This is a genomic window from Prauserella shujinwangii, assembly GCF_003001955.1.
Taxonomy (GTDB): domain Bacteria; phylum Actinomycetota; class Actinomycetes; order Mycobacteriales; family Pseudonocardiaceae; genus Qaidamihabitans; species Qaidamihabitans shujinwangii.
Genome location: NZ_PVNH01000010.1, coordinates 140,866 through 166,815 on the forward strand (window position 1 = coordinate 140,866; position 25,950 = coordinate 166,815).

Consider the following 25,950-nt stretch of genomic DNA (forward strand, 5'->3'; position numbering starts at 1 on the left):
ACACTCCGAACTCGTTGATCGCTGACCGAGTCAGAAGAAGGTACCGCACCACGGTGCGCGTCGTGCACGGAACAGCCGGTCGGCGGTCCGCTCCGCGTCGGCGTTCGCCGCGGCGAGCCTGCCCACGGCCGCCAGGGCGGACGGCCGCCAGCCGCCGAGGTAGAGCATGGCGAGGGTGTCGGCGCCGAGGGTGATCTCCGGGGGCCGGTCGGTGCGGGTGACCTCGTCCGGGGTGATCAGGTAGCGGCCGGAGTTGGCCGGCAGCCGGGGGTCGGACACCTCGATGACGAGCGGATCGGCGTCCCGTTCGCGCGCGGCCAGTGCGGCCGGGACGTCCACCAGCCGCAGCCAGATCTCGTCCCGCACGCCGGTGACGCGGCACGCCCTCGGGTCGGTGAACAGCAGTTCGACCGGCTCGTCCAGCGGCCGGCTCCTGGTCTCGATCACGTCGACGAGGTCGAGGCCCAGCAGGAAGCGCCACAGGCCCGCGAAGGCCTCCGCGGTGGCGGCGTGGAAGTCCACCACGCGGGCGGTCACGGGACTGCCGGGCGTGCGGCTCACCAGGTACCGGGCGTAGCCGTCGGCGCCTCGCGGGCCGTGGTGCACGGCCGCGCGGAGCGGTGTGTCCGCCTGCCGCAGGAACGGTTCCTCGGAAAGCCACAGGTACGAAGGCCGCGCCAGCATGCCGGGGCGCAGGCGTTCCAGCCCGGCGTAGATCCGGGGCAGCCGGTCGAGCGCGGTGTCGGTGTCGAGCAGCTCGATCTCGCCACCCGAGGGCACCTCCGGTCGCAGCCGCGCGATCCTGCGGTCCACGGCGTAGGAGCGGCCCGTGGTCGCCACCCCGTAGCCGAACCGGCCGTAGATGGCGCCCTCGCTCGCGTGCAGTGCGGCGGCGACCGTGCCGCGCTCGGCGAAGTCGGCGAACTGCCGCTGCAGCAGCCCGCTGAGCACGCCCCGCCGCACCCGGTCGGCGCGGACGCCGACGCGGGTGACCGCGGCCAGCGGCACGGTGCCGCCGCCGGGCACGGTGAGGTCGCTGTCGATCGACTGGGCGGTGCCGATCAGCTCCTCGTCGAAGGCGCCGAGGGTGCGGCCCGGCTGGTAGCCGCGGGCCTCCAGCGCCCAGTCCTCGGCACCGGCCTTCGGGGCGTGCATCGCCGCCCGGAACAGGGTGTTGGCGGCGCGGTGCTCCTCGTCGGCCAGGACCCGGATCTCGTGATCACTCATGCTTCGATGCTGGCCGGGCGCGGCGGGTCCGCGCCACTCGATTACCCCTGCGGCTTGGGCTGGCTGACCTGGTAGTGGCCGTCGGCGTTCTGGACGGTGATGGTGACCGTCTGCTGTTCGCCGCCGACGGTGACCTGGCATTCGAACGTCGCGCCCTCGGTGACCTCCTGGTCGGCGGGGCAGGTCACGTTCTCGACGTTCTCGACGCCGTAGCTGTTGGTCAGCAGGTCCTTGACGTCGCTCTGCATCTGCTGGTTGTCGAACACCTTGGTCACCAGCAGGCCAGGCCACAGGAACAGCACCACGGCGGCCGCGGCCACCACGACGACGGCCGCGGACAGACCGATCCACAGGCCCTTGCCCGGCTTGCCCTCCGGCTGCTGCGGCGGTGCCCCGTAGCCGCCCTGCTGCTGGCCGTAGTCGTACTGGCCGTACGGGGGCTGCTGACCGTACGGCTGCTGCGGCTGGCCGTAGGGCGCCTGCGGTTGCCCGTAACCGGGCTGCTGACCGTACTGGGGCGGCTGTCCAGGTTGTCCAGGTTGTCCCGGCTGTCCTGGTTGGCCTGACTGGCCGTAGCCGGGCTGCTGCCCGTACCCCGGCGGCGGGTACCCGGGCTGGCCTTGCTGGCCTTGCTGGCCATAGCCCGGCTGGCCGTACGGGGGCTGCTGGCCGTACCCGCCCGGGTCGGGAAACCCACCGGACGGGGGGCCGGAAGGCGGTTGCTGGCCCCACTGCTGGGGGTCGTTGCCTCCGTACGGCGTGCTCATCGTCTCGCCTCCGCCATCTCCACGTTGTCGCTCCCTACCACGGCGTCCGTGCGCGATCCAACCACAGCGGGCGGTTCGGTGCGCATAAAGGTCGGGCGGCGATCAGGTCTCACCCGCCGCGACGACACCGCGGCGCAGCGCGCGCACGGCCTTCGCGGCCGCGCCACCGACCGGATGGTCCTTCCCCAGCACGTCCCTGATCTGGTCGAGCAGGTCGATCACCTGCCGCGACCAGCGCACGAAGTCGCCCGCGGAAAGCTCCTGCCCGTTCGCCTCGGCCGTGGTCAGCACCTTCTCCAGCGACTCGCCCCTGGCCCACCGGTACACCGGCCACGCGAAGCCCGCGTCCGGTTCCCTGGTGCGGTCGAGGCGGTGCCTGCGCTCGTCGTCGGCGAGGTCGGTCCACAGGCGTACGGTCTCCTGCCACGCTTCCGGAACGCCGCCGGAGGGCAGCCGGGGCTCCGCGGCCGAGTCGCGGCGGGCCTCGTACACGAGCGTGGACACGACGGCGGCCAGTTCGGGCGGGGTCAGGCCGGTCCACACGTCGTGTCGCAGGCATTCGGCCGCGAGCAGGTCCGACTCGCTGTAGAGGCGGGCGAGCCACCTGCCGTGCTCGGTGATGCGGTCGGTGTCGTCCGTGCCGTCGCCGAGGTAGCCGCGTTCGGCCAGCAGCGCGCGGATCCGGTCGAAGGCGCGGGCCAGCGAGTGCGTCGTCGCCGCGACCTTGCGTTCCAGCTGGGCGGTCTCGGCGGCCAGCCGCTGGTAGCGCTCCACCCACCGCAGGTTGGCCTCCCGTTCGGCGAGGCCGTGCGCCGGGTGCTGGCGCAGGGCCCGGCGCAGCGCGGCCAGCTCGCCGTCCTCGTTGGCGCCGGAGCGGCGCCGTTCCCGCTTGGGCCGGGAGATGCCGGTCTCCCGCAGCGACGACGCGATGTCCCGGCGCGTCTTCGGCGAGCGCAGCTCGACGTGCTTGGGCAGGCGCAGCCGCCCCAGCCGCTCCACGGGCGAGGAGAAGTCGGCCACGGAGAGCGGGCCGGACCAGCGGTCCTCGGTGACCACGACCGGGCGGGGCTCGCGCACCGGGTCCAGGCCGGGGTCCACCACGACGGCCAGCCCCGCGCGTCTGCCCTGGGGGACCGAGATCACGTCGCCCTTGCGCAGCCGCTCCAGCGACTCGGCGGTCTCGGCCCTCCGGGCGGCGGAGTTCTGCCTGGCCAGCACCTTCTCCCGCTCGGAGATCTTCTTCCGCAGCTCGACGTACTCGAGCATCTCGTCGAAGTCGCCGGTGACGGCCTCCGCGTAGCCGCGCAGCGCCTCCTTGTTGCGCTCGATACGCCGCGCGACGCCGACGACGGACCGGTCGGCCTGGAACTGGGCGAACGACTGCTCCAGCAGTTCCCTGGCCTCCTCGGCGCCGAACTGGGAGACGAGGTTGATCGCCATGTTGTAGCCGGGCCGGAACGACGAGCGCAGCGGGTAGGTGCGGGTGGAGGCCAGCCCGGCGACCTGCTTGGGGTCCACGCCGGGCTGCCACACCACGACGGCGTGGCCCTCGACGTCGATGCCCCGGCGGCCCGCCCTGCCGGTCAGCTGCGTGTACTCGCCCGGCGTGAGGTCGACGTGCGCCTCCCCGTTGTACTTCACCAGCCGTTCCAGCACGACGGTGCGCGCGGGCATGTTGATGCCGAGGGCGAGGGTCTCGGTGGCGAACACGACCTTGACCAGGCCGCGGACGAACAGCTCCTCGACGGTCTCCTTGAAGGCGGGCAGCAGCCCCGCGTGGTGGGCCGCGATGCCCTGCTCCAGCCCTTCGCGCCACTCCCAGTAGCCGAGCACGCCGAGGTCACCCTCCGGGAGGTCCGCGGTGTGCTCATGGATGATCCGGCGGATCTCCGCGATCTCCTCGGGGGTGTTCAGCCGCAGGCCGGAGCGCACACACTGGCCGACCGCGGCGTCGCAGCCCGCGCGGGAGAAGATGAACACGATGGCGGGCAGCAGCCCGGCGCGGTCGAGCCGCTCCACCACGTCGACCCGCGACGGCGGGCGGAAGCGAGGGCCGCGCGGTGGCTGCCCCCGGCGGCCCCTCGGCCCGCGCAGCCCGGCGGGCGCGTGCATCCGCGCGGTGTCCTCGACCCGGCGCAGCAGCGAGGGGTTGATCTTGGCTTCGTTGCCGTGCTCGCCCGCGAACAGGTCGAGCATCCGGTTGCCCACGAGCATGTGCTGCCACAGCGGCACGGGCCGGTGCTCGTCCACCACCACCGCGGTGTCGCCGCGGACGGCGACGAGCCACTCGCCGAACTCCTCGGCGTTGCTGACGGTCGCGGAAAGGCCGACCACGCGGATGTGCTCGGGCAGGTGGAGGATGACCTCCTCCCACACGGCGCCGCGGAACCGGTCGGCGAGGTAGTGGATCTCGTCCAGCACGACGTAGCCGAGGTCGTTGATCGTGGACGAGCCCGCGTACAGCATGTTCCGCAGGACCTCGGTGGTCATCACCACGACCTGCGCGTTGCCGTTGATCGCGGTGTCGCCGGTGAGCAGCCCGACCGCGTCGTCGCCGTAGCGCTCGACGAGATCGTGGTACTTCTGGTTCGACAGGGCCTTGATCGGCGTGGTGTAGAAGCACTTGCGGCCCTCGGCGAGTGCCAGGTGCACGGCGAACTCGCCGACGACGGTCTTGCCCGCGCCGGTCGGGGCGCACACGAGCACGCCGTGCCCGTCCTCCAGCGCTTCGCATCCGCGCAGCTGGAAGTCGTCGAACTCGAAGGACGCCTCCCCCGCGAACCGTGCCAGCTGCGGGTACCTACCGCGCCGCTGTGCGGCCGCGTAGGCCTCCGCCGGTGATCGAGAGAGCGATGAGGCCACGGCATCAGGGTTCCATACGAGGTCCCCCGCTCGCATGTGTGGGCGGACTAGGCTGACGAGGTGACCCCCGATGAGCTGAAGGCCGCGTGCCTGGCGTTCCCCGGCGCCACCGAGGAGTTCCCGTTCAACGAGGCCACCAGTGTGTTCAAGGTCGCGGGCAAGATGTTCGCCCTCAGCGCACTCGACGCCGACCCGCTCAGCGTCAGCCTCAAATGCGACCCGGAGCTGGCGGCGCAGCTGCGGGCGACGCATCCGGCGATCACCGGTGGCTACCACCTGAACAAGCGGCACTGGAACACGGTCGTGCTCGACGGCACGGTGCCGGACCGGCTGGTGCGGGACATGATCGAGGACTCCTACGACCTCGTGGTCGCCCGGCTGCCGAAGGCGCGACGGGAACGGCTCACCACGGCTCGTGAGTGACAAACGTGGTTCTAACCACGGAGAACACTCACGAGGGGTGACCAGGCAGCCAGGGCGCGCTCAGCCGAGAACGGTGAGCGCCTCCGGCACGCACCGGATGTCCCTCGGCAGGGTGCCGAGCGACTCGCCGTCGGCGTAGACGGGCCAGTCGTTGCCGTCCAGCGCGATCTCCCTGGCCCGCAGGGTGCGGACCGCCGGGTGGTCGAGATGATCGCCGTCACGCAGGGTCGGCAGCATGCGGACCAGCTCCCGCCGGGTGGCGCGGCCGACCACGGTCACGTCGAACAGACCGTCGTCGGGACGCGCGCCGGGGCAGATCGGCACCCCGCCCCCGTACCAGCTGGTGTTGCCGACGGCCACGAGCATCGCGTCCAGTTCCAGCTCGGCGGACTCGGTGCGCACCACGAGCCTGCGGGTGCGCAGGGACGCCAGCTCGGCCAGGATGGCCAGGTCGTAGCGGCGGGGCCCGCGCGGCCAGCGCATCCGGTTGGCGCGCTCGTTGACGGCGGCGTCGAACCCCGCGCACAGCACGGTGGAGAACCACACGTCCCCGGCCCGGCCGAGGTCGATCCGCCGCCGCTCACCCGAATCGAGGGCCGCCACCACGGCGTCGGTGGCGGCGAGCGGGTCCGCGGGCACGCCGAGGGCTCTGGCGAGGTCGTTCCCGGTGCCGGAGGGCACCACGCCCAGCGCGACACCCGTGCCCGCGCAGAACTGGACCGCCTGGTGCGCCGCGCCGTCGCCGCCGAGCACGACGAGCGCGTCGAGTCCCTCGGCACGGGACCGCGTCATCAGCGCGTGCGACTGCTCCACGGTGTTGGCGGCCAGCAGGTCGAGCCGGTCGACGTGCTCCCGCAGCCGGGCGGCGACGGTCCCCGCGATCCGGGCCGCGGCGCCGCCTCCGGAGTCGGGATGGACGGCCAGCGCCGCGTGCGATCCCATCCGGGCCGGGCTCAGGTGACGTCGTCGGTGCCGCCCGCGCCGGAGGCACTGGGCCGGGCGCGCGGCTCGCCGTCGTCCACGGTGCTCGGCGTGTACTCGAACGGCGCGGCCTCGTCGTCGGCGAGCTGGTCCCAGCCCTCGTCGGCACGTTGCCGGTCCCGCTTGCGGTCGTGCAGGCGGGTGAGCTGGATGGCGAACTCGAACAGCAGTGTCAGCGCGCCCGCCAGCGCGATCATCGAGAACGGGTCGGCCGGCGTGACGAACGCGGCGAACACGAACAGCGCGAAAATGATGCCCCGCCGCCACTTCTTCAGCTGGTCGTAGCGCACCACACCCACGCGGTTGAGCATCACGATGAGCAGCGGAAGCTCGAAACTGACCCCGAAGATGATCAGCAGGGACAGCACGAACGAGACGTACTTCTCACCCGTCAGCGCGGTGACGAACGCGTCGCCACCGAAGTTCATCAGGATCTCCAGCGCGTGCGGCACCATCAGGTAGGCCAGCACGGCGCCGAGGGCGAACAGCACGCTCGCGAAGCTGACGAAGGTCATCGCGTACTTGCGTTCCTTCGAGTACAGCCCCGGCGCGATGAACGCCCAGATCTGATACAGCCACAGCGGCGCGAACAGCACGGCACCCGCGGCGAGGCCGACCTTCAGCTGGATCATGAAGGCCTCGAACGGCACCGTCTGCAGCAGCTGGCAGCTGTCACCGGAGGGGAACCGCCGGTCGGGCGGCACCGCACAGTACGGCTCGGTGACGAGGTCGCCGAGCGACGGGATCGGGCCGACCCGGTTGCCGAACCAGAGGAACCCGAGGATCGCACCGCCGATGAGGGCGAGCAGGGCGTACCCCAGGCGGCGACGGAACTCGTAGATGTGCTCGATGAGCGTCATCGTGCCGTCGGGGTTGTACCGACGGCTCCGCTGACGACGCTTACTCCCGCGCCGCCCGCGCTGCTCGGAGGAGTCCGCCACGGAGCGTTTCCGTTCTCGTCAAGGGCCACTCACCACGGACGCCGTGTGGACGCCCGTGGTGACTTCGCGATCGGTCAGCTGGCGTTCTTCTGCGCCTGGTCGGCCGGCGCCGCCTGCTGCTGCTTCTTGAGCTCGTCGAGCTGCCGCTGCAGCTCCGCGACCTGCTGGTCCTTGTCCGGCTGCGACGACTGGGGCAGCTGCCGGGTCTCGGCCTCCTCGGCCGGCTTGTCCGCGTCGTCGGACCCGCGCATGTCCTTGGTCTCGGCCTTGAAGATCTTCATGGACTTGCCGATCGACCGGGCCGCATCCGGCAGCCGCTTGGCACCGAACAGCAGAACCACGACAAGGACCAGGATGATCAAGTGCCACGGCTGCAATGCGTTCACGGTGGCCTCCTTACTCGTTCACGTCGATCGTACTGTGTTGCCCCTCGCGCGCGCGTGAGCGATCGCGCCGTTCGGCGACCGCGACCCGGATCGCGGCCGACCGGGCGCGCAGCAGGCCGACCCGGTCGTGGGTGTTCGCCGTCACCATGCTCGCTGCGCGATGGAACAGGCGCAAGTGGCGAATCGTCCGAAACAGGACAGCACCGAACACGATGATCCCGAGCCCGACGAGCGTGCCGCTCAGCACGTAGTACACGCCCTTACCCTACTGGCCCGAGATGACGGGGAGGTGACGCGCTCGCTCCAGCGCGTCGGCGGCTCGCTGACGTACGGCTTGCGCGAGGTCGTCCGGCGCCTCCACGCGCGCTCCCCCGCCGAGGCCGAGCACGAGGCGCACCATCCAGGACCGGTCACCGTAGCGCATCCGCACGCGCAGGCGGCCGCCGTCCAGCTCGGCGAGCTCCTCGCACGGGTAGTACTCGGCGGCCCAGCGGGCATCGGGGTCCAGCACGAGCACGGCCTCCGGCTGGTCCGGCTGCGGGGAGAACACCCCCTCACTGAGATCGGTCGGCTCGGCGTGCGGCGGGGGCGCCGCCTGCTCGTCGAGCACCTCGACCTGGTCGATGCGGTCGAGCCGGAACTTGCGCACGTCGCCCGCCAGCCGGCACCACGCCTCCAGGTACCCGATGGCCTGCACGATGAGCAGCCGCATCGGGTCGACGGTGCGGTCGGTGATGCGGTCCCGCGAGGCGCTGTAGTAGCGGATCCGCAGCGCGCGGCCGGCCTGCAGAGCGTCCCGCACGGTCTCGCGCGTGCGCGCGGTGCTGGCCGCCTCACGCACGCCGTGGCCCACGACGACGCCGGACGGCTGGGCCGCGCCCGCCGCCTCCTCGATCTTGGCGATCGCGCGGTGCACGGCGGCGGTGTCGACCACACCGGGTGTCTCGGCCAGCGCGCGCAGGGCGATGAGCAGGGTGGTCGCCTCCCCGCCGGTCAGGCGCAGGGGGCGGCGCATCCCGGCGTCGAAGGTGACCGAGACCGTGTCGCCCTCGAAGGACAGGTCGATGAGGTCGCCGGGGCCGTAGCCGGGCAGCCCGCACATCCACAGCAGCTCCAGATCCTTGCGCAGCTGCTTCGGGCTGACGTCGAAGTCCTGGGCGGCCTCCTCGATGTTGATGCCCGGCCGGGCCAGGAAGTAGGGCACCAGCGCCAGGAGGCGCGGCATCCGCTCCGCCGACCTGCTCACGGCCCCTCCAGTGTTTCGCGGGGCACCCGCGCCCGGTCGGCGCCCGCGAGCGCCGCTGCGCAGGCTCCGCCAGTCTCGCTCACGGCCCCTCCCCGTGCAGCACGCGTTCCAGCCGGTCGCGCACCGACTTGGCGAGCACGTCGGGCTCGATCACGAGCACGTCCGGACCGTGCCCGGCGATCCAGTCGGCCGCGCTCTCCGGGAACAGCAGGTCGAGCTCCACCACGTCGCCCTCGTCGGCGCCGACGGTCATCCGGCCGACCGGGCGTGCCCTGCGCCGGATGCCCGCGGCCCGGCCGTCGGCGACCCACAGCCTCGCCAGGGACACCGGGGAGGTGTCCGCGTCGGGATCCTCCGTGCCCGGGGTGCCCGCGACGAACTCGAGCAGGTTGACGTCCTGGGGCCTGCGCACCACTCCGGGCTCGCCGATCCGCCGCACCTCGCCAAGGATGCGCGACAGCCGGAAGCACCGGGGCGCGTCCCGGTCGCGGTCGTGCCCTACGACGTACCAGCGGGCCCGCCAGGACACCACGCCCCACGGTTCCAGCGTGCGGCGGCGCCGCTCCGGTGAGCCAGAGCGACGGTACTCGAACTGCACCACCTGACCGTCCTGGACAGCGGCCAGCAGCGGCGCGAACGACGGCTCGGTGTGCACCCTGGGCTCGACGATGGTGGGCGCGTTGTCGTCCACCTCGACGCCGGCGGCACGCAGCTTCACCAGCGCGCCGTGCGCCTGGCCGGTCAGTTCGGGCGAGTCCCACAGCCGGGCGGCCAGCGCGACGGCCGTGGCCTCGTCCGGGGCGAGCTCGATCTCGCCGAGCTCGTAGTCGCGGCGGGCGATCCGGTAGCCCTCGACCGTGTCGAACGCCGAGTTCCGCCCGGTCTCCAGCGGGATGCCCAGCTCCCGCAGCTCGGTCTTGTCGCGCTCGAACATCCGCGAGAACGCCTCGTCGCTGGTCGCGTCGGCGTACCCGGGCACGATCCCGCGGATTCGCTCGGCAGTAAGGTACTGCCGGGTGGACAGCAGGGCGAGCACCAGGTTGACCAGGCGTTCGGCGCGGGCGGTGGACACCCTGCCAAGCCTAGCTCGCGGCCTTCCGCCATCCGGGGAGGTCCGCCGAAAGCGCGTCGCCCCTGCTCGGTGGCGACTGCCCCGGGACGGCACGAAGCCGCCGCCGGAACCCTCACAACGAGTTGATCAGCCGTTCCACCCGCTCGTCGACCGACCGGAACGGATCCTTGCACAGCACCGTGCGCTGCGCCTGGTCGTTCAGCTTCAGGTGCACCCAGTCGACCGTGAAGTCCCGGCCGGCCTGCTGTGCCGCCGCGATGAAGTCACCGCGCAACTTCGCCCTGGTCGTCTGCGGCGGAGTGTCCTTCGCCAGTTCGATCTCGCCGTCGTCGGTCACCCGCCGCACGAGGCCCTTGCGCTGCAGCAGGTCGAAGATGCCCCGGCCCCGGCGGATGTCGTGATAGGCCAGGTCCAGCTGCGCGACCCGCGGATCGGACAGGTCCAGCCCGTTCTTGCTCCGGTACCGCTCCACCAGCCGGTACTTGATCGCCCAGTCGATCTCCGTGTCGATCTTCGAGAAGTCCTGCTGCTCCACGGCGTCCAGCGCCCGGCCCCACAGGTCCACCACCTGCCGCGCCGTTGGCCCGGAGCCGTTCGCCGCCACGTGCTCCACGGCCCTGGCGTGGTACTCCCGCTGGATCTCCAGCGCCGACGCCTCCCGGCCCCCGGCCAGCCGGACCTGCCTGCGCCCCGTCAGATCGTGGCTGATCTCCCGGATCGCCCGGATCGGGTTGTCCAGGGTGAAGTCGCGGAACTGCACACCCTGCTCGATCATCTCCAGCACCAGGTTGGCCGTGCCCACCTTGAGCAGGGTCGTCGGCTCCGCCATGTTCGAGTCGCCCACGATCACGTGCAGCCGCCGGTACCGCTCCGCGTCGGCGTGCGGCTCGTCCCGGGTGTTGATGATCGGCCGGGACCGCGTCGTCGCGCTCGACACACCCTCCCAGATGTGCTCGGCCCGCTGCGAAAGGCAGTACACCGCGCCCCGCGGCGTCTGCAGCACCTTGCCCGCGCCGCAGATCAGCTGACGGGTGACCAGAAAGGGCAGCAGCACATCCGCGATGCGGGAGAACTCGCCCGCTCTCGTGACCAGGTAGTTCTCGTGGCAACCGTAGGAGTTGCCCGCCGAGTCGGTGTTGTTCTTGAACAGGAAGATGTCCCCGCCGATGCCCTCGTCGGCGAGTCTGCGCTCGGCGTCGACCAGCAGATCCTCCAGTATCCGCTCCCCCGCCTTGTCGTGCGTGACCAGCTGCGTCAGGTCGTCACACTCGGCCGTGGCGTACTCCGGATGCGAGCCCACGTCGAGGTAGAGCCGGGAGCCGTTCGACAGGAACACGTTCGAGGACCGGCCCCACGACACCACTCGCCGGAAGAGGTACCGCGCCACTTCGTCGGGCGACAACCTGCGTTGACCGTGAAAGGTGCAGGTGACCCCGAACTCGGTTTCGATCCCAAAGATCCGCCGCTGCATCCTTCAAGGGTAGGCGCTTTCGACGGCACTACGGAGATCCGATCGCGCGTCGAGACGGTGTCGGTACTTTGAAACGCGTGATCCGGCACCTCAAGGCGCCCCTGCGCCAGGTCGGTGCGCGCGACCGCAGACTGGTCGCGCGCAGCGCCGCACTCCCCTGGACCCCGGCCGACGGCCTGCTCATGGCACTCACCAGGTCGGCCAACAAAGGGCGTCTCTGGTGGGCCGTGGCGGCCGTGCTGGCCACCCGCAAGGGCCCGGTCCGCCGCGGCGCGCTGCGCGGGATCGCCGCCGTCGCGGCCGCCAGCGCCTCCGCCAACCTGCTCGGCAAGCCACTGCTGCCCCGCAGGCGCCCCGCGGCCGACTGGGTGCCCGAGCACCGCAGGCTCGTCCGCCGCCCCACGTCCTCGTCCTTCCCGTCCGGCCACGCCGCCTCGGCCACCGCGTTCGTCACCGCCGTCACCATGGAGTCCCCCCGCACCGGGGCCGCGCTCCTGCCGCTCGCCGCCGCCGTCGCCTACTCCCGCGTGCACACCGGCGTGCACTGGCCGAGCGACGTCGGTGCCGGGATGCTCATCGGCGCCGCCTCCGCGCTCGCCACCCGGCACTGGTGGCCCCTGCACCCGGCACCGCCCAGCCGCAGCGCCCACCGGGCCGAGGCACCGACCATGCGGGACGGCGAGGACATGCTCGCGGTGGTCAACCCCGGCTCCGGAGACGCCGACTTCGATCCCACCGACGAGGTCCGGTTCGCCTGGCCGAAGGCCACCATCGTCTATCCCGACCCCGGCACCGACCTCCGCGACCAGCTGGCGGCGGAGATCCGGCGGCACGAGCGGGTGCGGGCGCTCGCCGTCGCGGGCGGTGACGGCACCGTGGCCGCCGTCGCGTCCGTCGCCGCCGACCACGGCCTGCCCCTCGCGCTCATCCCCGCGGGCACGTTCAACCACTTCGCCCGCGACATCGGGGTCCGGTCCATGCCCGACGCCGACGCCGCCACCGAGGCGGGCGCGGCCGTGGGCGTCGACCTCGGCGAGGTCACCATCAGCGGCAAGGACGGCACCGTCCGCCGCTGGTTCGTCAACACGGCCAGCCTCGGCGGCTACCCCGAGATGGTGCGCCTGCGCGAGCGCATCGAGCGACGCCACCCCCGGTGGCCGGCCGCCGCGATCGCGATGGTCCGGACCCTGCGCCGCGCCCAGCCATTCGCCGTACGGCTCGACGGCCGCACCGCACTCGTCTGGATGATCTTCGTGGGCAACGGCACGTACGCCCCGAAAGGCTTCGGCCCCTACTACCGCCCCGCGCTCGACACCGGCCTGCTCGACGTCCGCTACCTGCGGGCCGACCTGCCCTACTCCCGCGCCCGGTTCGTCCTCGCCGCCGTCACCAACACGCTCTCCGCCAGCCACGTCTACCGGCAGTACGACCTGCCCTCGCTCGACGTGGAACTCCTCGGCGCACAGCGCCGCATCGCCACCGACGGCGAGGTCGGCCCGCTCGGCCGCGTGTTCCGGTTCCGCTCCCGACCGAGTGCCCTGACGATCTACCGCCTGTGACCAGAGAGCGTCCGATCGCGGGCAGCGTGGGGGGCTGCCACTCTCGGATCCGAGACAGGGAGGAGGAACACCCCACATGGCGGAACGGATCCTGGTCACCGGCGGAACCGGCGTGCTCGGGCGCGCCGTCGTCCGCGAACTCGTCGCCGCCGGACGGTCGGTGCGGGTGCTCAGCCGTCGCCCTCCCCCCGGCGACGCGCGCTACGTCAGCGGGGACCTGACCACCGGTGCCGGGCTGGACGACGCCGTCGCGGACACCGACGTGGTCGTCCACCTCGCCACGGCGACCTCAGGGCGGGCCAGGGAGGTCGCACTCGCCCGCCTGCTCATCGCCGCCATGGAGCGGGCGGGCGTACCGCACGTCGGGTACGTCTCGATCGTCGGCGTCGACCAGGTCCCGCTCGGCTACTACCAGGGAAAACTGGCCGTCGAGCGGCTGCTGGAACGTTCGGCGCCGGCACACACGATCCTGCGCGCCACCCAGTTCCACGACCTCGTCCGGACCCTGCTCGCGGCCGCCGCGACGCTCCCCGTACCGCTGGTGCCCGACGTGCCGATCCAGCCCGTCGACGTACGCGACGTGGCCGGCCGGATCGCCGAACTCGCGCTCGGTGACCCGGCCGGGCGGGTGCCCGACTTCGGCGGCCCCCAGGTGCGCGGCGCGCGCGACCTCGCCCGCGCCTACCTGGCGGCCACCGGGCGAAGGAAGCCGGTGCTGCCGTTGCGGCTGCCCGGCAAGGTCATCGCCGCGTACCGGGCCGGTGACCACCTGGCACCGCGGCATCCCGGCGGCTCGATCACCTTCGAGCGATACCTCGCCGAGCACCCCGCCCCGCGCCGCCTGTCCTACCGGACCGCACAGCCCTGAGGACCGGGCAGGCGCTCCGGGATCATCCGCCGTTCTGCGACTGCCCCGGATCGGAGCCGTCGCCGGTCTCCTGCTCGTCCTTGCCGCTCTCGCCGCCCTCGTCCGCCGTGCTGGGCAGCAGGGCATCGAGCGCCGCACCGGTGATCCGGCGGAACTTGCGGCCGGGCCGCTCGCGGTCGAGCACCGCGACCTCGAGCTTGCCCACCTCGCCGTCGCCGCCGTTCGACCCTGTCGTCGACGACGGCGACGGGGCGCGCAGCGCGTTGGACGCCGTCCGCAGGGCCGCCGACAGCTCCATGCCGTCGGTGAACGACTCCTTCAGCTTGCCGGTGATGGCCTCGGCCTGGCCGCCCATCACGACGAACTTCGGCTCGTCCATCACGATGGAACCGTCGTAGGTGAGCCGGTACAGCTCGTCCTCGTCGGAGTCGGCGCCCACCTGGGCGACGCAGATCTCCACCTCGAACGGCTTGAGCTGCTCGGTGAAGATCGTGCTCAGCGTCTGCGCGTACACGTTCGCCAGCGCCCGCGCGCTGACGTCACGCCGGTCGTACTGGTACCCCAACAGGTCGACGTGCCGGATCCCGCCGCGGCGCAGGCTCTCGAACTCGCTGTACCGGCCGACGGCGGCGAACCCGATCCGGTCGTAGATCTCCGAAACCTTGTGCAGCGTCGGCGACGGGTTCTCCGCCACGAACAGCACGCCACCCCGGTACTTCAGCACGACGACACTGCGTCCCCTCGCGATGCCCTTACGGGCGAGCTCGGAACGCTCGCGCATCAACTGCTCGGGTGAGGCGTACAGCGGCATCGTCACTGCGTTGGCTCCGCTCTGCTCGTCGGGACGTGTCTCGTGGGAATCGCTCTGCCGAAAAAAGGCCGGGCCGTCAGCCCAGCCTCCCCGGCCGCTCGGCGCGGCGCTCGACCACCGCCTGCGCCAGTGCCGAGGTCTCCTCCTCGGGCATCTTCACGGCACCGTGCTCGGCCGTGATCGTCACCACCGTGGGGAAGATCCGCCGCACCAGGTCGGGACCACCGGTGGCCGTGTCGTCGTCGGCGGCGTCGTACAGCGCCTCGATCGCCGTCCGCACCGCGGTCTCGGCGTCGGCGTCCGGGTCGTACAGCTTCTTCAGCGCGGACTTGGCGAACACCGAGCCCGAGCCGATGGCGTGGTAGCCCGCGTTCTCCTCGTACCGGCCGCCGGTGACGTCGAACGACACGATCCGCCCCGCCCGCTTCGGGTCGGTGGCGTGGATGTCGTAACCGGCGAACAGCGGCAGCACCGCGAGCCCCGCCATCGCGACGTCGAGGTTGGCCTTCACCATCGTCGCCAGCTTGTTGGTCTTGCCGTCGAGCGAGAGCGAGACGCCCTCGATCTTCTCGTAGTGCGCCAGCTCCACGGTGTAGAGCCGGACCAGCTCGAGCGCGATCCCGGCGGTGCCCGCGATACCGACCGACGAGTACTCGTCGGTGACGAACACCTTGTCCATGTCTCGCGTGGCGATCAGGTTCCCGGCGGTGGCGCGGCGGTCACCGGCGATCAGGACGCCGCCGCTGAACGTCGACGCGACCACCGTGGTCCCGTGCGGCGCCTCGAACCCGCTACCGGGCGTCATCGAACCCTGCGGGCGTTTGCTGGGCAGCAGGTCCGGCGCCTGCGCGCGCAGGAAGTCGGTGAACGAGGACGTGGTCGACGACAGGTACGCGGCGGGCAGTGCGAAGCCCGAGTTGCGCGGAGTGTTGTCCATGCGTGCTCGTGGTTCCCATCAACGAAGGTGTGCGGGACAGTGATCGGTCAGCAGGTTAACCGGCCGGGGGCAGCGCCCTCACTCGCCGCCCTTCTGCACGTAGGCCCGCACGAAGTCCTCCGCGTTCTCCTCGAGCACGTCGTCGATCTCGTCGAGGATCGTGTCCACGTCCTCGCCCATCTTCTCCCGGCGCTCCTGACCGGCGGCACCGCCGGCCTCGACCTCCTCGTCGGAGTCTCCGCCGCCGTGCTTCTCGATCTTCTCCTGAGCCATCTCGCCTCCCGATGTGGCCGTTGCTTCCAAGGGTACCTAGAGCCACCGACGTTCGGGGGCTCCGTCGGGCCGCGAGTTACTCCGCGGTAAGGGCCTCCACCAGCTGCTCGGCCGTCTCCGCGTCGTCGAGCAGCTGCCCGACGTGCGCCTTCGTCCCGCGCAGCGGCTCCAGCGTCGGGATCCGCACCAGGGACTCCTTGCCCACGTCGAAGATGACCGAGTCCCACGAGGCGGCCGCGATCGAGTTGGCGTACTTCTCCAGCGTCCGGCCGCGGAAGTACGCGCGCGTGTCCGAGGGCGGCGTGGTGATCGCCTCCCGCACCTCGTCCTCGCTGACCAGCCGCTTCATCGAGCCGCGCGTCACCAGCCGGTTGTACAGGCCCTTGTCCAGCCGCACGTCCGAGTACTGCAGGTCCACCAGGTGCAGCCGCGGCGCGGCCCAGCCCAGCTGATCGCGCTCGCGGTAGGCCTCCAGCAGGCGCAGCTTCGCCGGCCAGTCCAGCCGGTCCGCGCACTCGGCGGGGTCGCGGGCGAGCGCGTCGAGCACCTCGCCCCAGACCCGCAGAACCTCCTTCGACTGCTCGTCGCCGCCCTCCCGCTCGAGGTGGGCCGCCGCCATCTCGTGGTAGGCGAACTGCAGGTCCAGCCCGGTGTACTTGCGCCCGTTGGCCAGCTCCACCTTGGTCTTGAGCGTCGGGTCATGGCTGATCTGGTGCACCGCGCGCACCGGCTCGTCCAGCTTGAGGTCGTCGAACCGGATGCCCGCCTCGATCATGTCCAGCACCAGCGCCGTGGTGCCGAGCTTGAGGAACGTCGAGTACTCGGCCAGGTTGGCGTCACCGATGATGACGTGCAGCCTGCGGTACTTGTCCGCGTCGGCGTGCGGCTCGTCGCGGGTGTTGATGATGCCGCGCTTGAGCGTGGTCTCCAGGCCGACCTCGACCTCGATGTAGTCGGCGCGCTGGGACAGCTGGAAGCCCGGCTCCTCACCCTGCGCGCCGATGCCCACCCGGCCGGAGCCCGTGATCACCTGCCGGGACACGAAGAACGGCGTGAGTCCCGAGATCACCGCCGTGAACGGCGTCGACCGCGCCATCAGGTAGTTCTCGTGGGTGCCGTAGCTGGCGCCCTTGCCGTCGACGTTGTTCTTGTACAGCTGCAGGGCCGGCTGTCCGGGCACGGTCGCGGCCTTGATCGCGGCCTCCTCCATCACCCGCTCGCCCGCCTTGTCCCAGATCACGGCGTCCCTCGGGTTGGTCACCTCGGGTGCCGAGTACTCGGGGTGGGCGTGGTCGACGTACAGGCGCGCGCCGTTGGTGAGGATCACGTTGGCCGCGCCGAGGTCCTCCACGTCCGGGTCGTGCCCCTGCTGGCCGGGACCCGCCAGATCGAAGCCTCGCGCGTCCCGCAACGGCGACTCGACCTCGTAGTCCCAGCGGGCACGCCGGGCGCGGGGGATGTCCGCGGCCGCCGCGTACGCCAGCACCACCTGGGTGGAGGTCAGCACCGGGTTCGCCGTCGGGTCGCCCGGCACCGCGATGCCGTACTCCACCTCGGTTCCCATGATCCGCCGCATGACTCCAGCCTACGGGTCGGCGTGGGAGGATTTCCTCGTGGGCGGTGACGAGCTTGTTGCGATCTACGACCCGCACGGCGCCGTCGTCGGGGCCGCCCCGAGGGCCGAGGTGCGGGCCCGGGGCCACTGGCACGCCGCCGCCGTGGTGCTGGTGCGCTCGCCCGACGGCGGCCACGCCTACGTGCACCAGCGTTCCCCGCACAAGGACGTCTTCCCCTCCGCGTACGACTGCTGGGCGGGCGGTGTCGTCGCCGCCGGTGAGACGCCGGCCGAATGCGCCGAACGGGAGCTCGCCGAGGAGCTCGCCATCACCGGTGTGCCCCTGGAGCCGCTGTTCGGGCTGGTGTACGACCGGCCGCCGATCCGCTGCCACAACTTCGCCTTCGAGGTTCGCTGGGACGGGCCGGTGACCCACCAGCCGGAGGAGATCGTCGGCGGCCGCTGGATGCCGTTGCCAGAGCTGCGGGCGTGGGCCGACGACCCGGACAGCCCGCTGGTGCCGGACGGCAGGCTCGGCATCCAGGAGTGGTTCCGCCGCTACGAGCCGCTCTGACCGCCCTCCGGCCCGCTCGCCGCCGACGCGGTGACGGCACTGGCCAGGCGGGCGGCCACGATCGGCGCCAGTCGCCGCACGGCCTCGGCGGCGCGAACCCGCTCCCCCGCCTCCACCTCGACCGCCGACAGCACCGGGCCGCGGGCGAGCAGGATCGTGCACGCGGTGTCGGCACACCACGCCGCGTGGCCGTCCACCGGTGGATCGACCGCGACCTCCAGCGGCTCACCCGCGCAGCGGACCCGGCCGTCCAGCACGTCCGCCGCGGCGTGGTCCGGGTAGCCGGTGACGCGCTGCAGCAGCGTCGAGCCGGTGGGGTACCGCCAGGCGGCGTCCCTGCGCTGCCGCGACACCAGGCCGACCGGGATCGCGGCCAGGCAGCCCTCGGCCGCGACCACCGGTTCCGCGGGCGCCACGCCCTCCGCGGCAACGTCCTCGGCGGCGAGGACGGTGGCGTCGACGACCTCGGCCAGCGCCGCGCTGTCCCCGGTCTCCGGGTCCGGCCGGGGCGTGGGTTCCGGCGCCGGTGACCGCGGCCCCGGTGAGCCGGGTCGCTGAGCCTGGCCGGTCGAGCCGGCGGGCTCGTCGTAGTACGTGTCGAGGTCGTTGGGCCGGTCGGCGCAACCGGCCAGCGCTGTGGCCGCCAGCACCGCCATGGCGATCACGAGCCGCCGTTGACGCACCGTCTCATCCCCTCAGCCGGATTCGGGAGCGCCCCGACAGTAGTGCAGTCCGCTACCGCCACGGCAGCGAGGACCGGTGCCGCCAGTAGGCCGCCGGATCCTCCGCGAGCGCGCCGAGTGCCGCCAGCTCGGCCTGGTCGAGCGCGAGCCCGGCGGCGGCCAGGTTGGCGTCGAGCTGCGCGGTGCTCGCCGGGCCGGTGAGGACCACGTCGGCCCAGGGCCGCGCGTATGCCGCGGCGAGCGCGACCGCGTCGGCGCTGACGTCGTGTGCGCGGGCGATCTCGACCACCGGCTCCGGCGGTCGCACCGCGAGGCGTCCGTTGGCCAGCGTCTCCTTCAGCTGCACGAGGGCGCCCCGCTCGTGCGCCTCGGCCAGCGCGGGACCCACCGAGGGTTCGAGCACGTTCCACGTCGACTGCACCGCGGTGAACACCGGCCGCCCCGCCACGGTGAGGTCCAGCGCCTTCCGGACCGTGTCCGCCTGCCCGGGCCCGGACGTGGAGAAGCCCACCCGGACGTGCTCGGCCGCCAGCGCCGCGAGGGCTTCGAGCAGCGGCTCGTCGCCGAACAGCGGGCTGTCGGCGGTCAGCGAGTGCACCTGGTACAGGACCACGCGCCCGCCCAGCAGCCGCCGGGTCTCCGCCCACTGGCCCTCGAACCTGGCCAGGGAGTGTTCCTTGACCTCGTGCACGGCGGCGTCGAGCCGCCAGTCACCGACGTAGGTGTAACCCCACTTGCTGGACACGACGACATCCGGATGTTCCCGCTCGGCGAGCCAGTCGGCGAGGAACTCCTCCGCTCGGCCGTACGAGCGGGCGACGTCCACCCGGCGCACCCCGGCCGCGTAGGCGTGGTCCAGGACCTCGTGGGCGGCCGCGCGCATCGTGGCGACGTCCCGCTCCGCGGGCAGCTCCGGAACGCGGCCGACGTTGAGGTACGCGGGCCTGCCCAGCGCGGCGAGGCCCACCGCCGTCCGTGCGATGTGGTTCATGACCGAGACGGTACTGTCCGGCGACCCGTGAGATGTTTCTGGACAATGCGCCGCTGTATAGGTCATTATACACCTGGTTGTCGCCGGCGCAGGAGCTCGAGGAACTGTTCGGCCGAGAGCACCTCCCGGTGCAGCTTCTCCAGCCGCGCCGCCGGGGCCCGCACGTACCCCCTGCCGAAGACCGGGGCGATCTGCCGCAGGCTCGCGCCGGCCTCCCTTGCCGCCAGCAGCGCCCAGTCGGAGGCGTTCGCACACGCCGTCGAGGCCGCCCGCAACTCGCCCAGCAGCCGGATCAGGTCGTCGGCAGGCAGCTCCCCCTCGGCGACGGCCGCCGCGGCCCGCTCCAGCCAGTCCAGGACGTCGGCCGCGGTGATCGGCGCGTGCAACGGGCTCGGTGTGGTGTCGTCGTCCATGCCGCCGAGTATAGGACGTTATACACCTGGCTCGCCCGCCGGCGCGGGCAGGATCCGCCGCACCAGATCCTCCACGAGGTCCCCGCCGTCCCCGTCCGGGAACACGCCGGGCAGCGTCAGCCGCTCCAGGATCAGCCAGTTCAGCGCCAGGTAGAGCGCCACCACGGTGGTCCCGTCCCCCGGCAACCCGGCCCGGCCGTGGAACTCGACGTTGGCGTCGACGTCGGCGCGGACGCGCTCGGTCAGCAGCCGCCGCAACGCGGGCCTGCGCGTGGCCTCCAGTCGCAGCTCCAGCAGCGCGAGGAAACCCGGGCGGAACGCGCCGACCCGGCCCACCACCTCCCGCATGAGCTCGACGACACGGTCCCGGTCCTTCGGGCCCGCCAGCGCCGCGGCGAAGACGGCCTGCTCCGGCTCCAGCCGTTCGTAGACCCGGTGCGCCACCTGGACCAGCAGATCGTCCCGATGGGAGAAGTAGTTGGACGCGGTGCCGTTCGGCACGCTGGCCTCCGCGTCGACCGCGCGGAACGTCAGGCCGCGCGCCCCCTCCCTGGCCAGGACCTCGATGGCCGCGTCCAGCAGAGCCGCACGCCGGGCGGGGTTGTGCCGCATCGGCGACCTCCCGAATGCTCGTTGACACCACTTCAAGTGTAGTACTACGTTAAAACCACTATATATGAAGTGCTCTGGAGGGCTGCGTGCGCCAACTCGTCTACTACGTCGGCATGTCCATCGACGGCTTCATCGCCGCACCCGATGGCGGCTACGACTTCTTCCCGGTCACCCAGGACGTCGTGAGCTTCCTCGTGGACGAGTTTCCCGACGCGCTGCCGACGCACGTGCGCGAACAGCTGGGCGTGACGGCCCCGAACCGTCACTTCGACATCGCCGTGCAGGGCCGGGCCACCTACGAGCCCGCGCTCGCGATCGGCGTGACCAGCCCGTTCGCGCACCTGCGGCAGTACGTCGTCGCCACGACGATGGACGGGAGCCCCGACCCGGCCGTCGAGATCATCACCGAGGACGCCATCGGGCACGTCCGCGCGCTCAAACGCGAGGAGGGCAGGGACATCTACCTGGTCGGCGGAGCGCGTCTCGCGGGCACGCTGCTGCCCGAGATCGACCGGCTGATGCTCAAGGTCTATCCGGTGGTCGCCGGTGCGGGAGTCCCGCTGTTCGACGCGGCGTTCTCCCCCACCGCGTTCACGCTCACCGGGACCCGCGCGCTGGAGAGCGGGACCCTCGTCCTCACCTACAACCGGAGCTGACCGGAGCTGACCGGAGCCGAACGAGGACGACGGGGGCCGGTCCCGGGCTGGCGTGCCCGGGACCGGCCCCCGTCCCGCGCTGCGGGCTACAGGTACTGACCGGTGTTGGTCGCGGTGTCGATCACCCGGCCGGAGTCCTGGTTCTTGCCGGTGACGAGCGTGCGGATGTAGACGATCCGCTCGCCCTTCTTGCCGGAGATCCGGGCCCAGTCGTCCGGGTTGGTGGTGTTGGGCAGGTCCTCGTTCTCCGCGAACTCGTCGACGATCGCGTCCAGCAGGTGCTGCACCCGCAGGCCGGGCTGCTGGGTCTCCAGCACCGACTTGATGGCCGACTTCTTCGCCCGGTCCACGATGTTCTGGATCATCGCGCCCGAGTTGAAGTCGCGGAAGTACAGGACCTCCTTGTCCCCGTTGGCGTAGGTGACCTCGAGGAACCGGTTCTCGTCGGTCTCCTCGTACATCCGCTCCACGGTGTGCTGGATCATCGCGTCTATCGTCGCCTGCGCGTCGCCGCCGAACTCGGCGAGGTCGTCGGCGTGGATCGGCAGGTTCGGCGTCAGGTACTTCGAGAAGATGTCCTTCGCGCCCTCGGCGTCCGGCCGCTCGATCTTGATCTTCACATCGAGCCGGCCCGGCCGCAGGATCGCGGGGTCGATCATGTCCTCGCGGTTGGACGCGCCGATCACGATGACGTTCTCGAGCCCCTCGACACCGTCGATCTCCGACAGCAGCTGCGGCACGATGGTGGTCTCCACGTCGGAGGACACCCCGCTGCCCCGGGTGCGGAAGATGGACTCCATCTCGTCGAAGAACACGATCACCGGCGTGCCGTCGGAGGCCTTCTCCCGCGCCCGCTGGAAGATCATCCGGATGTGCCGCTCGGTCTCGCCGACGAACTTGTTGAGCAGCTCGGGGCCCTTGATGTTGAGGAAGAACGACTTCGCCTCGGAGGCGTCGCCGTCATCCCGTGCCTTGGCCACCTTCTTCGCCAGCGAGTTGGCCACCGCCTTGGCGATCAGCGTCTTGCCGCAGCCGGGCGGCCCGTAGAGCAGCACGCCCTTGGGCGGCCGCAGCTCGTACTCCAGGTAGAGGTCGGAGTGCAGGAACGGCAGCTCCACCGCGTCGCGGATCTGCTCGATCTGCCGGTAGAGACCGCCGATGTCCTCGTAGCGGACGTCCGGCACCTCCTCCAGCACCAGGTCCTCGACCTCGGCCTTCGGCACCCGCTCGTAGGCGTAGCCCGCCTTGGAGTCGACCAGCACCGAGTCACCCGGCTTCAGGGTCTGCTCGGCCAGTGGGTCGGAGAGCCACACGACGCGTTCCTCGTCGGCGTGCCCGACGATGAGCGCCCGCGAGCTGCCGCCCTCGGTCTCCGGCAGCAGGACCTCCCGCAGCGTGCAGACCTCGCCCGTGCGCTCGAAGTCGCCACCCTCCACCACCGTGAGCGCCTCGTTGAGCCGCAGCGACTGCCCGCGCCGCAGCGAGCCGATGTCGACCGCGGGCGACACGGACACCCGCATCTTGCGGCCCGCCGTGTACACGTCCACGGTGTTGTCCTCGTACGCGGCCACGAACACGCCGTAGCCACTCGGAGGCTGCGCGAGACGGTCGACCTCCTCACGCAGAGCCAGGAGCTGCTGCCGCGCCTCGCGCAACGTCTCGACCAGCTTGTTGTTGCGCTCGGTCAGCTGGCTCACGCGCTCGGTCGCCTCGGCGAGCCGCTGCTCGAGGACCCGGTTCTGGCGGGGCGAGTCGGTGAGCTTGCGGCGGAGCAGCGCCACTTCCTCCTCGAGGAACCGGATCTGCCGGGCCTGCTCGCTCGACGGGGTTCCCGTGTTCCCAGCTCCACTCGTTTCTGAAGAGTCGGCCTCTTCGTGCCGACCTCCGGGAAGGTCGTGTTGCATTTCGGCACCTCCTCGGAATGCATTTCCTCCCACGGTACCGGCGATCACCGACATGAAAAGCCCTTCCGCATCACAGGATCGGCGCGTCGCGCCCCGTGCCACGGCGCAAGAGCGGCTCGTGTGGCGTGGTTCCGGCCCCGGTAGTCACCGTCCGTCTCTACCCCAGGAGCGGAATCGGAAACGCGGAACCGGACAAAGCGACCCGGTGAATCCAGTCGGGTCGCGGGGCACCCCCGCGCGGTGGAAACCACACCCTTTCCCGCCGCGGATGCGGCGCATTCCCGCAGCATGTGACCGCAGACGGCGCCGTGGCCGCGGCCGCGGGCCTCCCCCGCCCGGGGCACCCCGCGGGGCCGTCCGGACCAGCGGCGCCGCCGCCGCGGGCGCGACCCGGCAGGCCGCGCCCGTCCCCCGCTTGGAGCACAGCGTCCGTACGCTGCGCGAACATCGCGGGAGAAGACAACGATTCGGCCACCGGCGGGCGGCGGGTCAGCCCCGGCTCGGCCTGCGCCTCGGCTTCGGCGGCACCACACCCTCGGCGAGCCTGCGGGCGGTCAGCAGGAACGCCGTGTGCGCGACCATCCGGTGGTCGGGCCGCACCGCCAGCCCCACCACGTGCCACGGCCGCATCAGCGTCTCCCACGACTGCGGTTCGGTCCAGCACTGCTGTTCGCGCAGGGCCTCGGTCACCCGGGACAGCTGGGTCACCGTCGCCACGTACACCACCAGCACCCCGCCCGGCACCAGCTGTTCCGCCACGCCGGGCAGCACCTCCCAGGGCGAGAGCATGTCCAGCACCACGCGGTCCACCTCGCCCCGGTGCTCGGCGACGTCGCCGACGTGGAAGCTCCAGTTCCCGGGCGCCTCGCCGAAGAACCGCTCCACGTTGCGCCGCGCGTGCTCGGCGTGGTCCTCCCTGACCTCGTACGACGTGACACTGCCCTCCGGGCCGACGGCCCGCAGCAGCGAGCACGTCAGCGCCCCGGAGCCCGCTCCCGCCTCCAGCACCCGCGCGCCGGGGCAGATGTCCCCCCACATGACGATCTGGGCCGCGTCCTTCGGGTAGATCACCTGGGCGCCGCGCGGCATGGCGAGCACGTAGTCGGCCAGCAGCGGGCGCAACGCGAGGTACGCCGTTCCACCCGTCGAGGTGATCACCGAGCCCTCGGGCGCGCCGATCACGTCGTCGTGCTCGATCGCGCCGCGATGGGTGTGGTACTGCCCGCCCTCGGCCAGCATGATCGTGTAGTGCCGCCCCTTCGGGTCGGTCAGCTGCACGCGGTCACCCGGCCGGAACGGCCCCCCTGCTGCCACTGCGCCTCCAGAACCTGCCACGGCCCGCGTCCGCGGGCGCCGAAACCAGCGGCCGATCGTCCCAGACCCCGCCTGCCGTCCCGCAGCCGGTCCCCGCGGTGCTCAGGCGGCGGGACGCGGCGGCCGGCCAGCCAGCGCCGCGCGCACGTCGTCCCGGTAGAGCACGCCCGCGGGCCTGCCCTCGTCGTCGACCACCAGGAACTGCCAGGCGGGCGTGTCCCCCACCCGTTCGGCGACGTCCTCCCCCGGCTCCGACACCAGGAGGACGGTCTCCGCGCGGATCGGCTCGGCGGCCACCTCGGCCGGCGCGTGCGGCGCCGTCGCGGCCAGCCGCTCGGCCGCGCTGCCGTCGAGAAGCCCCGCCGCCACCCCGTCGGCACGGACGAGCACGACTCCCCTGCCCGCCGAGGCCGCGAGCGCGTCCGACACGGGACTCTCGGCGGGCAGCTGCAGCACCGGGCGCATCAGGTCGCTCACCGCCAGGCCGTCGGGCCAGCTGCGCCTGCCCTCGGCGGCCAGCTCCGCGCTGGCGCCGATCGCGACGAACCAGGCCGTCACCACGCACACGCCGAGCCGCAGCCAGCGGTCCTCGCTGCCCTCGGCCAGCCCCCACAGTGCCCACACGAGCAGCGCGACGGAGACGGCGCCGCCACCGAACACCGCCGCCCTGGTGCCCCTGGTCCGCGTGCCGGTCAGCGCCCACACCCCGGCGCGCAGCAGCCTGCCGCCGTCCAGCGGCAGCCCCGGCAGCAGGTTGAACAGGCCGACGGCGAGGTTGGCGACCGCGCACTGCGCCACCAGCAGCCACGCCGGGCCCCCGGGCGGCACCGCCAGCAGCAACAGCCCGCAGAACGCGGCGAGCAGCAGCGACACGACCGGGCCCGCGACCGCCACCAGACCCTCCTGCCCCGGTTTGCGCGGGGTGCGGGCGACCTCGGACAGGCCGCCGAGCAGGAACAGCCGGAGCCTGCGCACCGGGATGCCGAGCCGGAGCGCGACCACGCAGTGCCCCAGCTCGTGCGCCAGCACGGACAGGCCGAGCAGCACCGCGAACGCGGCCGCCAGCGACCACGACAGGGCGGCGCTCGCCCCGGGCAGGAGCCGCCCGACCAGCGGCGCGTACAGCACGACGACGATCAGTGAGCCGATCCACCACGACGGGGCGAGCAGCACCGGCACCCCGTCCACCCGGAACAGCAGCAGGCCGCCGTCCGGTCCGCCGCCGCGGCCGGACCCACGTCGCCCCGTCGCACTGGTCGCGTCCATCAGCAGCAGCGTAGTTCCTCCCGTGTGGGAGGACAGTGACCTGACCGCCGAGTCCTCCAAGTCCGCCGAGTCCGCCGCGCCGGAGGTCTCGGCGGCCGTCCCACGCCACCCGTCCGGGGTTACCGGGAGTTGTCGGACCGTCCCGTTACGCTCCCGGG

At 72.1% G+C, this 25,950-nt stretch carries 26 protein-coding genes; 5 read left to right on the top strand and 21 right to left on the bottom strand.

The window, feature by feature from the left end:
- Positions 1 to 30: 30 nt before the first annotated feature.
- From B0I33_RS23305 to B0I33_RS23315, 3 genes are all read right to left on the bottom strand, one after another.
- Entirely contained in the window at positions 31 to 1,227 is a 1,197-nt protein-coding gene (locus B0I33_RS23305) for a GNAT family N-acetyltransferase (RefSeq protein ID WP_106180991.1), read from the bottom strand.
- A gap of 41 nt (positions 1,228 to 1,268) precedes the next feature.
- Entirely contained in the window at positions 1,269 to 1,994 is a 726-nt protein-coding gene (locus B0I33_RS23310) for a DUF4333 domain-containing protein (protein ID WP_106180992.1), read from the bottom strand.
- A 102-nt stretch (positions 1,995 to 2,096) separates the two neighbouring features.
- Positions 2,097 to 4,856: a DEAD/DEAH box helicase gene (locus tag B0I33_RS23315; RefSeq protein WP_106180993.1), complete on the bottom strand. Its 2,760-nt coding sequence runs from the start codon at positions 4,854 to 4,856 to the stop codon at positions 2,097 to 2,099.
- Between the two features lie 60 nt (positions 4,857 to 4,916).
- Here B0I33_RS23315 and B0I33_RS23320 point away from each other — a divergent pair, with 60 nt between their 5' ends.
- On the top strand, positions 4,917 to 5,279 hold the full coding sequence (locus tag B0I33_RS23320) for an MmcQ/YjbR family DNA-binding protein (protein WP_106180994.1): 363 nt from the start codon (positions 4,917 to 4,919) through the stop codon (positions 5,277 to 5,279).
- Between the two features lie 60 nt (positions 5,280 to 5,339).
- Here the strand turns inward: B0I33_RS23320 and B0I33_RS23325 are convergent, their stop codons facing one another.
- From B0I33_RS23325 to pafA, 7 genes are all read right to left on the bottom strand, one after another.
- The gene (locus B0I33_RS23325; protein WP_106180995.1) at positions 5,340 to 6,221 is read right to left on the bottom strand and encodes a diacylglycerol/lipid kinase family protein; all 882 of its coding nucleotides are present in this window, start codon (positions 6,219 to 6,221) and stop codon (positions 5,340 to 5,342) included.
- An 11-nt stretch (positions 6,222 to 6,232) separates the two neighbouring features.
- Positions 6,233 to 7,201: a twin-arginine translocase subunit TatC gene (gene tatC, locus B0I33_RS23330; protein WP_106180996.1), complete on the bottom strand. Its 969-nt coding sequence runs from the start codon at positions 7,199 to 7,201 to the stop codon at positions 6,233 to 6,235.
- 74 nt (positions 7,202 to 7,275) lie between these two features.
- Complete coding sequence (gene tatA, locus B0I33_RS23335) at positions 7,276 to 7,587, bottom strand: Sec-independent protein translocase subunit TatA (protein ID WP_106180997.1); 312 nt, start codon at positions 7,585 to 7,587, stop codon at positions 7,276 to 7,278.
- A gap of 10 nt (positions 7,588 to 7,597) precedes the next feature.
- Positions 7,598 to 7,843, bottom strand: coding sequence for a bacteriophage holin (locus B0I33_RS23340; RefSeq protein ID WP_106180998.1), 246 nt, complete (start codon positions 7,841 to 7,843; stop codon positions 7,598 to 7,600).
- A 9-nt stretch (positions 7,844 to 7,852) separates the two neighbouring features.
- Entirely contained in the window at positions 7,853 to 8,833 is a 981-nt protein-coding gene (locus B0I33_RS23345; protein WP_106180999.1) for a helix-turn-helix transcriptional regulator, read from the bottom strand.
- A gap of 79 nt (positions 8,834 to 8,912) precedes the next feature.
- Positions 8,913 to 9,905 (bottom strand): helix-turn-helix transcriptional regulator, encoded by a 993-nt coding sequence (locus B0I33_RS23350; RefSeq protein ID WP_106181000.1) that lies wholly within the window; start codon positions 9,903 to 9,905, stop codon positions 8,913 to 8,915.
- 112 nt (positions 9,906 to 10,017) lie between these two features.
- Positions 10,018 to 11,376: a Pup--protein ligase gene (gene pafA / locus B0I33_RS23355; protein ID WP_106181001.1), complete on the bottom strand. Its 1,359-nt coding sequence runs from the start codon at positions 11,374 to 11,376 to the stop codon at positions 10,018 to 10,020.
- A gap of 182 nt (positions 11,377 to 11,558) precedes the next feature.
- On the opposite strand from pafA, the gene B0I33_RS23360 reads away from it, so the two are divergent.
- Both B0I33_RS23360 and B0I33_RS23365 read left to right on the top strand, forming a co-directional pair.
- Positions 11,559 to 12,935, top strand: coding sequence for a bifunctional phosphatase PAP2/diacylglycerol kinase family protein (locus B0I33_RS23360; protein ID WP_425440516.1), 1,377 nt, complete (start codon positions 11,559 to 11,561; stop codon positions 12,933 to 12,935).
- Positions 12,936 to 13,011: 76 nt separating this feature from the next.
- On the top strand, positions 13,012 to 13,803 hold the full coding sequence (locus B0I33_RS23365) for an SDR family oxidoreductase (RefSeq protein WP_106181003.1): 792 nt from the start codon (positions 13,012 to 13,014) through the stop codon (positions 13,801 to 13,803).
- A gap of 22 nt (positions 13,804 to 13,825) precedes the next feature.
- Here B0I33_RS23365 and prcA read toward each other — a convergent pair whose 3' ends face one another.
- The 4 genes from prcA to dop all read right to left on the bottom strand — a co-directional run bounded on the left by prcA (position 13,826) and on the right by dop (position 17,400).
- Positions 13,826 to 14,620: a proteasome subunit alpha gene (prcA, locus tag B0I33_RS23370; protein WP_106181004.1), complete on the bottom strand. Its 795-nt coding sequence runs from the start codon at positions 14,618 to 14,620 to the stop codon at positions 13,826 to 13,828.
- 70 nt (positions 14,621 to 14,690) lie between these two features.
- Positions 14,691 to 15,551: a proteasome subunit beta gene (gene prcB, locus B0I33_RS23375; RefSeq protein WP_106181005.1), complete on the bottom strand. Its 861-nt coding sequence runs from the start codon at positions 15,549 to 15,551 to the stop codon at positions 14,691 to 14,693.
- Positions 15,552 to 15,629: 78 nt separating this feature from the next.
- Positions 15,630 to 15,824 (bottom strand): ubiquitin-like protein Pup, encoded by a 195-nt coding sequence (locus tag B0I33_RS23380; RefSeq protein ID WP_106181006.1) that lies wholly within the window; start codon positions 15,822 to 15,824, stop codon positions 15,630 to 15,632.
- 76 nt (positions 15,825 to 15,900) lie between these two features.
- On the bottom strand, positions 15,901 to 17,400 hold the full coding sequence (dop, locus tag B0I33_RS23385) for a depupylase/deamidase Dop (RefSeq protein WP_106181007.1): 1,500 nt from the start codon (positions 17,398 to 17,400) through the stop codon (positions 15,901 to 15,903).
- Between dop and B0I33_RS23390 the strand changes: the two genes are divergently transcribed.
- Complete coding sequence (locus B0I33_RS23390; RefSeq protein ID WP_106181008.1) at positions 17,399 to 17,953, top strand: NUDIX domain-containing protein; 555 nt, start codon at positions 17,399 to 17,401, stop codon at positions 17,951 to 17,953. The two genes, dop and B0I33_RS23390, sit on opposite strands and share 2 nt — an antisense overlap.
- Here B0I33_RS23390 and B0I33_RS23395 read toward each other — a convergent pair.
- The 4 genes from B0I33_RS23395 to B0I33_RS23410 all read right to left on the bottom strand — a co-directional run bounded on the left by B0I33_RS23395 (position 17,938) and on the right by B0I33_RS23410 (position 20,652).
- Entirely contained in the window at positions 17,938 to 18,636 is a 699-nt protein-coding gene (locus B0I33_RS23395; RefSeq protein ID WP_146147550.1) for a hypothetical protein, read from the bottom strand. The genes B0I33_RS23390 and B0I33_RS23395 overlap by 16 nt on opposite strands.
- 52 nt (positions 18,637 to 18,688) lie before the next feature.
- Positions 18,689 to 19,627, bottom strand: a complete 939-nt coding sequence (locus B0I33_RS23400) for an aldo/keto reductase (protein WP_106181010.1) — start codon at positions 19,625 to 19,627, stop codon at positions 18,689 to 18,691.
- 65 nt (positions 19,628 to 19,692) lie between these two features.
- Complete coding sequence (locus B0I33_RS23405) at positions 19,693 to 20,040, bottom strand: hypothetical protein (protein WP_106181011.1); 348 nt, start codon at positions 20,038 to 20,040, stop codon at positions 19,693 to 19,695.
- 18 nt (positions 20,041 to 20,058) lie between these two features.
- Complete coding sequence (locus B0I33_RS23410) at positions 20,059 to 20,652, bottom strand: TetR/AcrR family transcriptional regulator (protein ID WP_106181012.1); 594 nt, start codon at positions 20,650 to 20,652, stop codon at positions 20,059 to 20,061.
- Positions 20,653 to 20,738: 86 nt separating this feature from the next.
- Here B0I33_RS23410 and B0I33_RS23415 point away from each other — a divergent pair, with 86 nt between their 5' ends.
- The gene (locus B0I33_RS23415) at positions 20,739 to 21,308 is read left to right on the top strand and encodes a dihydrofolate reductase family protein (protein ID WP_106181013.1); all 570 of its coding nucleotides are present in this window, start codon (positions 20,739 to 20,741) and stop codon (positions 21,306 to 21,308) included.
- Positions 21,309 to 21,394: 86 nt separating this feature from the next.
- On the opposite strand, the gene arc is transcribed toward B0I33_RS23415, so the two are convergent.
- The 3 genes from arc to B0I33_RS23430 all read right to left on the bottom strand — a co-directional run bounded on the left by arc (position 21,395) and on the right by B0I33_RS23430 (position 25,792).
- A complete protein-coding gene (arc, locus tag B0I33_RS23420; protein WP_106181014.1) occupies positions 21,395 to 23,212 on the bottom strand; it encodes a proteasome ATPase in 1,818 nt (605 codons plus the stop codon).
- A 489-nt stretch (positions 23,213 to 23,701) separates the two neighbouring features.
- Positions 23,702 to 24,526 carry a tRNA (adenine-N1)-methyltransferase gene (locus B0I33_RS23425; protein WP_106181015.1) on the bottom strand — a complete coding sequence of 275 codons (825 nt, stop codon included), beginning with the start codon at positions 24,524 to 24,526 and terminating at the stop codon, positions 23,702 to 23,704.
- Positions 24,527 to 24,628: 102 nt separating this feature from the next.
- Positions 24,629 to 25,792 (bottom strand): site-2 protease family protein, encoded by a 1,164-nt coding sequence (locus tag B0I33_RS23430; RefSeq protein ID WP_106181016.1) that lies wholly within the window; start codon positions 25,790 to 25,792, stop codon positions 24,629 to 24,631.
- Positions 25,793 to 25,950 lie beyond the last annotated feature (158 nt).

What these genes read in the sequence shown, in the direction of transcription:
- dop (WP_106181007.1), bottom strand. Translation starts at nt 17,400, where the DNA reads ATGCGGCGGATCATGGGAACCGAGGTGGAGTACGGCATCGCGGTGCCG.
- B0I33_RS23360 (WP_425440516.1), top strand. Translation starts at nt 11,559, where the DNA reads ATGGCACTCACCAGGTCGGCCAACAAAGGGCGTCTCTGGTGGGCCGTG.
- B0I33_RS23365 (WP_106181003.1), top strand. Translation starts at nt 13,012, where the DNA reads ATGGCGGAACGGATCCTGGTCACCGGCGGAACCGGCGTGCTCGGGCGC.
- B0I33_RS23400 (WP_106181010.1), bottom strand. Translation starts at nt 19,627, where the DNA reads ATGAACCACATCGCACGGACGGCGGTGGGCCTCGCCGCGCTGGGCAGG.
- arc (WP_106181014.1), bottom strand. Translation starts at nt 23,212, where the DNA reads ATGCAACACGACCTTCCCGGAGGTCGGCACGAAGAGGCCGACTCTTCA.
- B0I33_RS23410 (WP_106181012.1), bottom strand. Translation starts at nt 20,652, where the DNA reads ATGCGGCACAACCCCGCCCGGCGTGCGGCTCTGCTGGACGCGGCCATC.
- B0I33_RS23390 (WP_106181008.1), top strand. Translation starts at nt 17,399, where the DNA reads ATGACTCCAGCCTACGGGTCGGCGTGGGAGGATTTCCTCGTGGGCGGT.
- B0I33_RS23380 (WP_106181006.1), bottom strand. Translation starts at nt 15,824, where the DNA reads ATGGCTCAGGAGAAGATCGAGAAGCACGGCGGCGGAGACTCCGACGAG.
- B0I33_RS23305 (WP_106180991.1), bottom strand. Translation starts at nt 1,227, where the DNA reads ATGAGTGATCACGAGATCCGGGTCCTGGCCGACGAGGAGCACCGCGCC.
- B0I33_RS23325 (WP_106180995.1), bottom strand. Translation starts at nt 6,221, where the DNA reads ATGGGATCGCACGCGGCGCTGGCCGTCCATCCCGACTCCGGAGGCGGC.
- B0I33_RS23405 (WP_106181011.1), bottom strand. Translation starts at nt 20,040, where the DNA reads ATGGACGACGACACCACACCGAGCCCGTTGCACGCGCCGATCACCGCG.
- B0I33_RS23310 (WP_106180992.1), bottom strand. Translation starts at nt 1,994, where the DNA reads ATGAGCACGCCGTACGGAGGCAACGACCCCCAGCAGTGGGGCCAGCAA.
- prcB (WP_106181005.1), bottom strand. Translation starts at nt 15,551, where the DNA reads ATGGACAACACTCCGCGCAACTCGGGCTTCGCACTGCCCGCCGCGTAC.
- B0I33_RS23430 (WP_106181016.1), bottom strand. Translation starts at nt 25,792, where the DNA reads ATGGACGCGACCAGTGCGACGGGGCGACGTGGGTCCGGCCGCGGCGGC.
- pafA (WP_106181001.1), bottom strand. Translation starts at nt 11,376, where the DNA reads ATGCAGCGGCGGATCTTTGGGATCGAAACCGAGTTCGGGGTCACCTGC.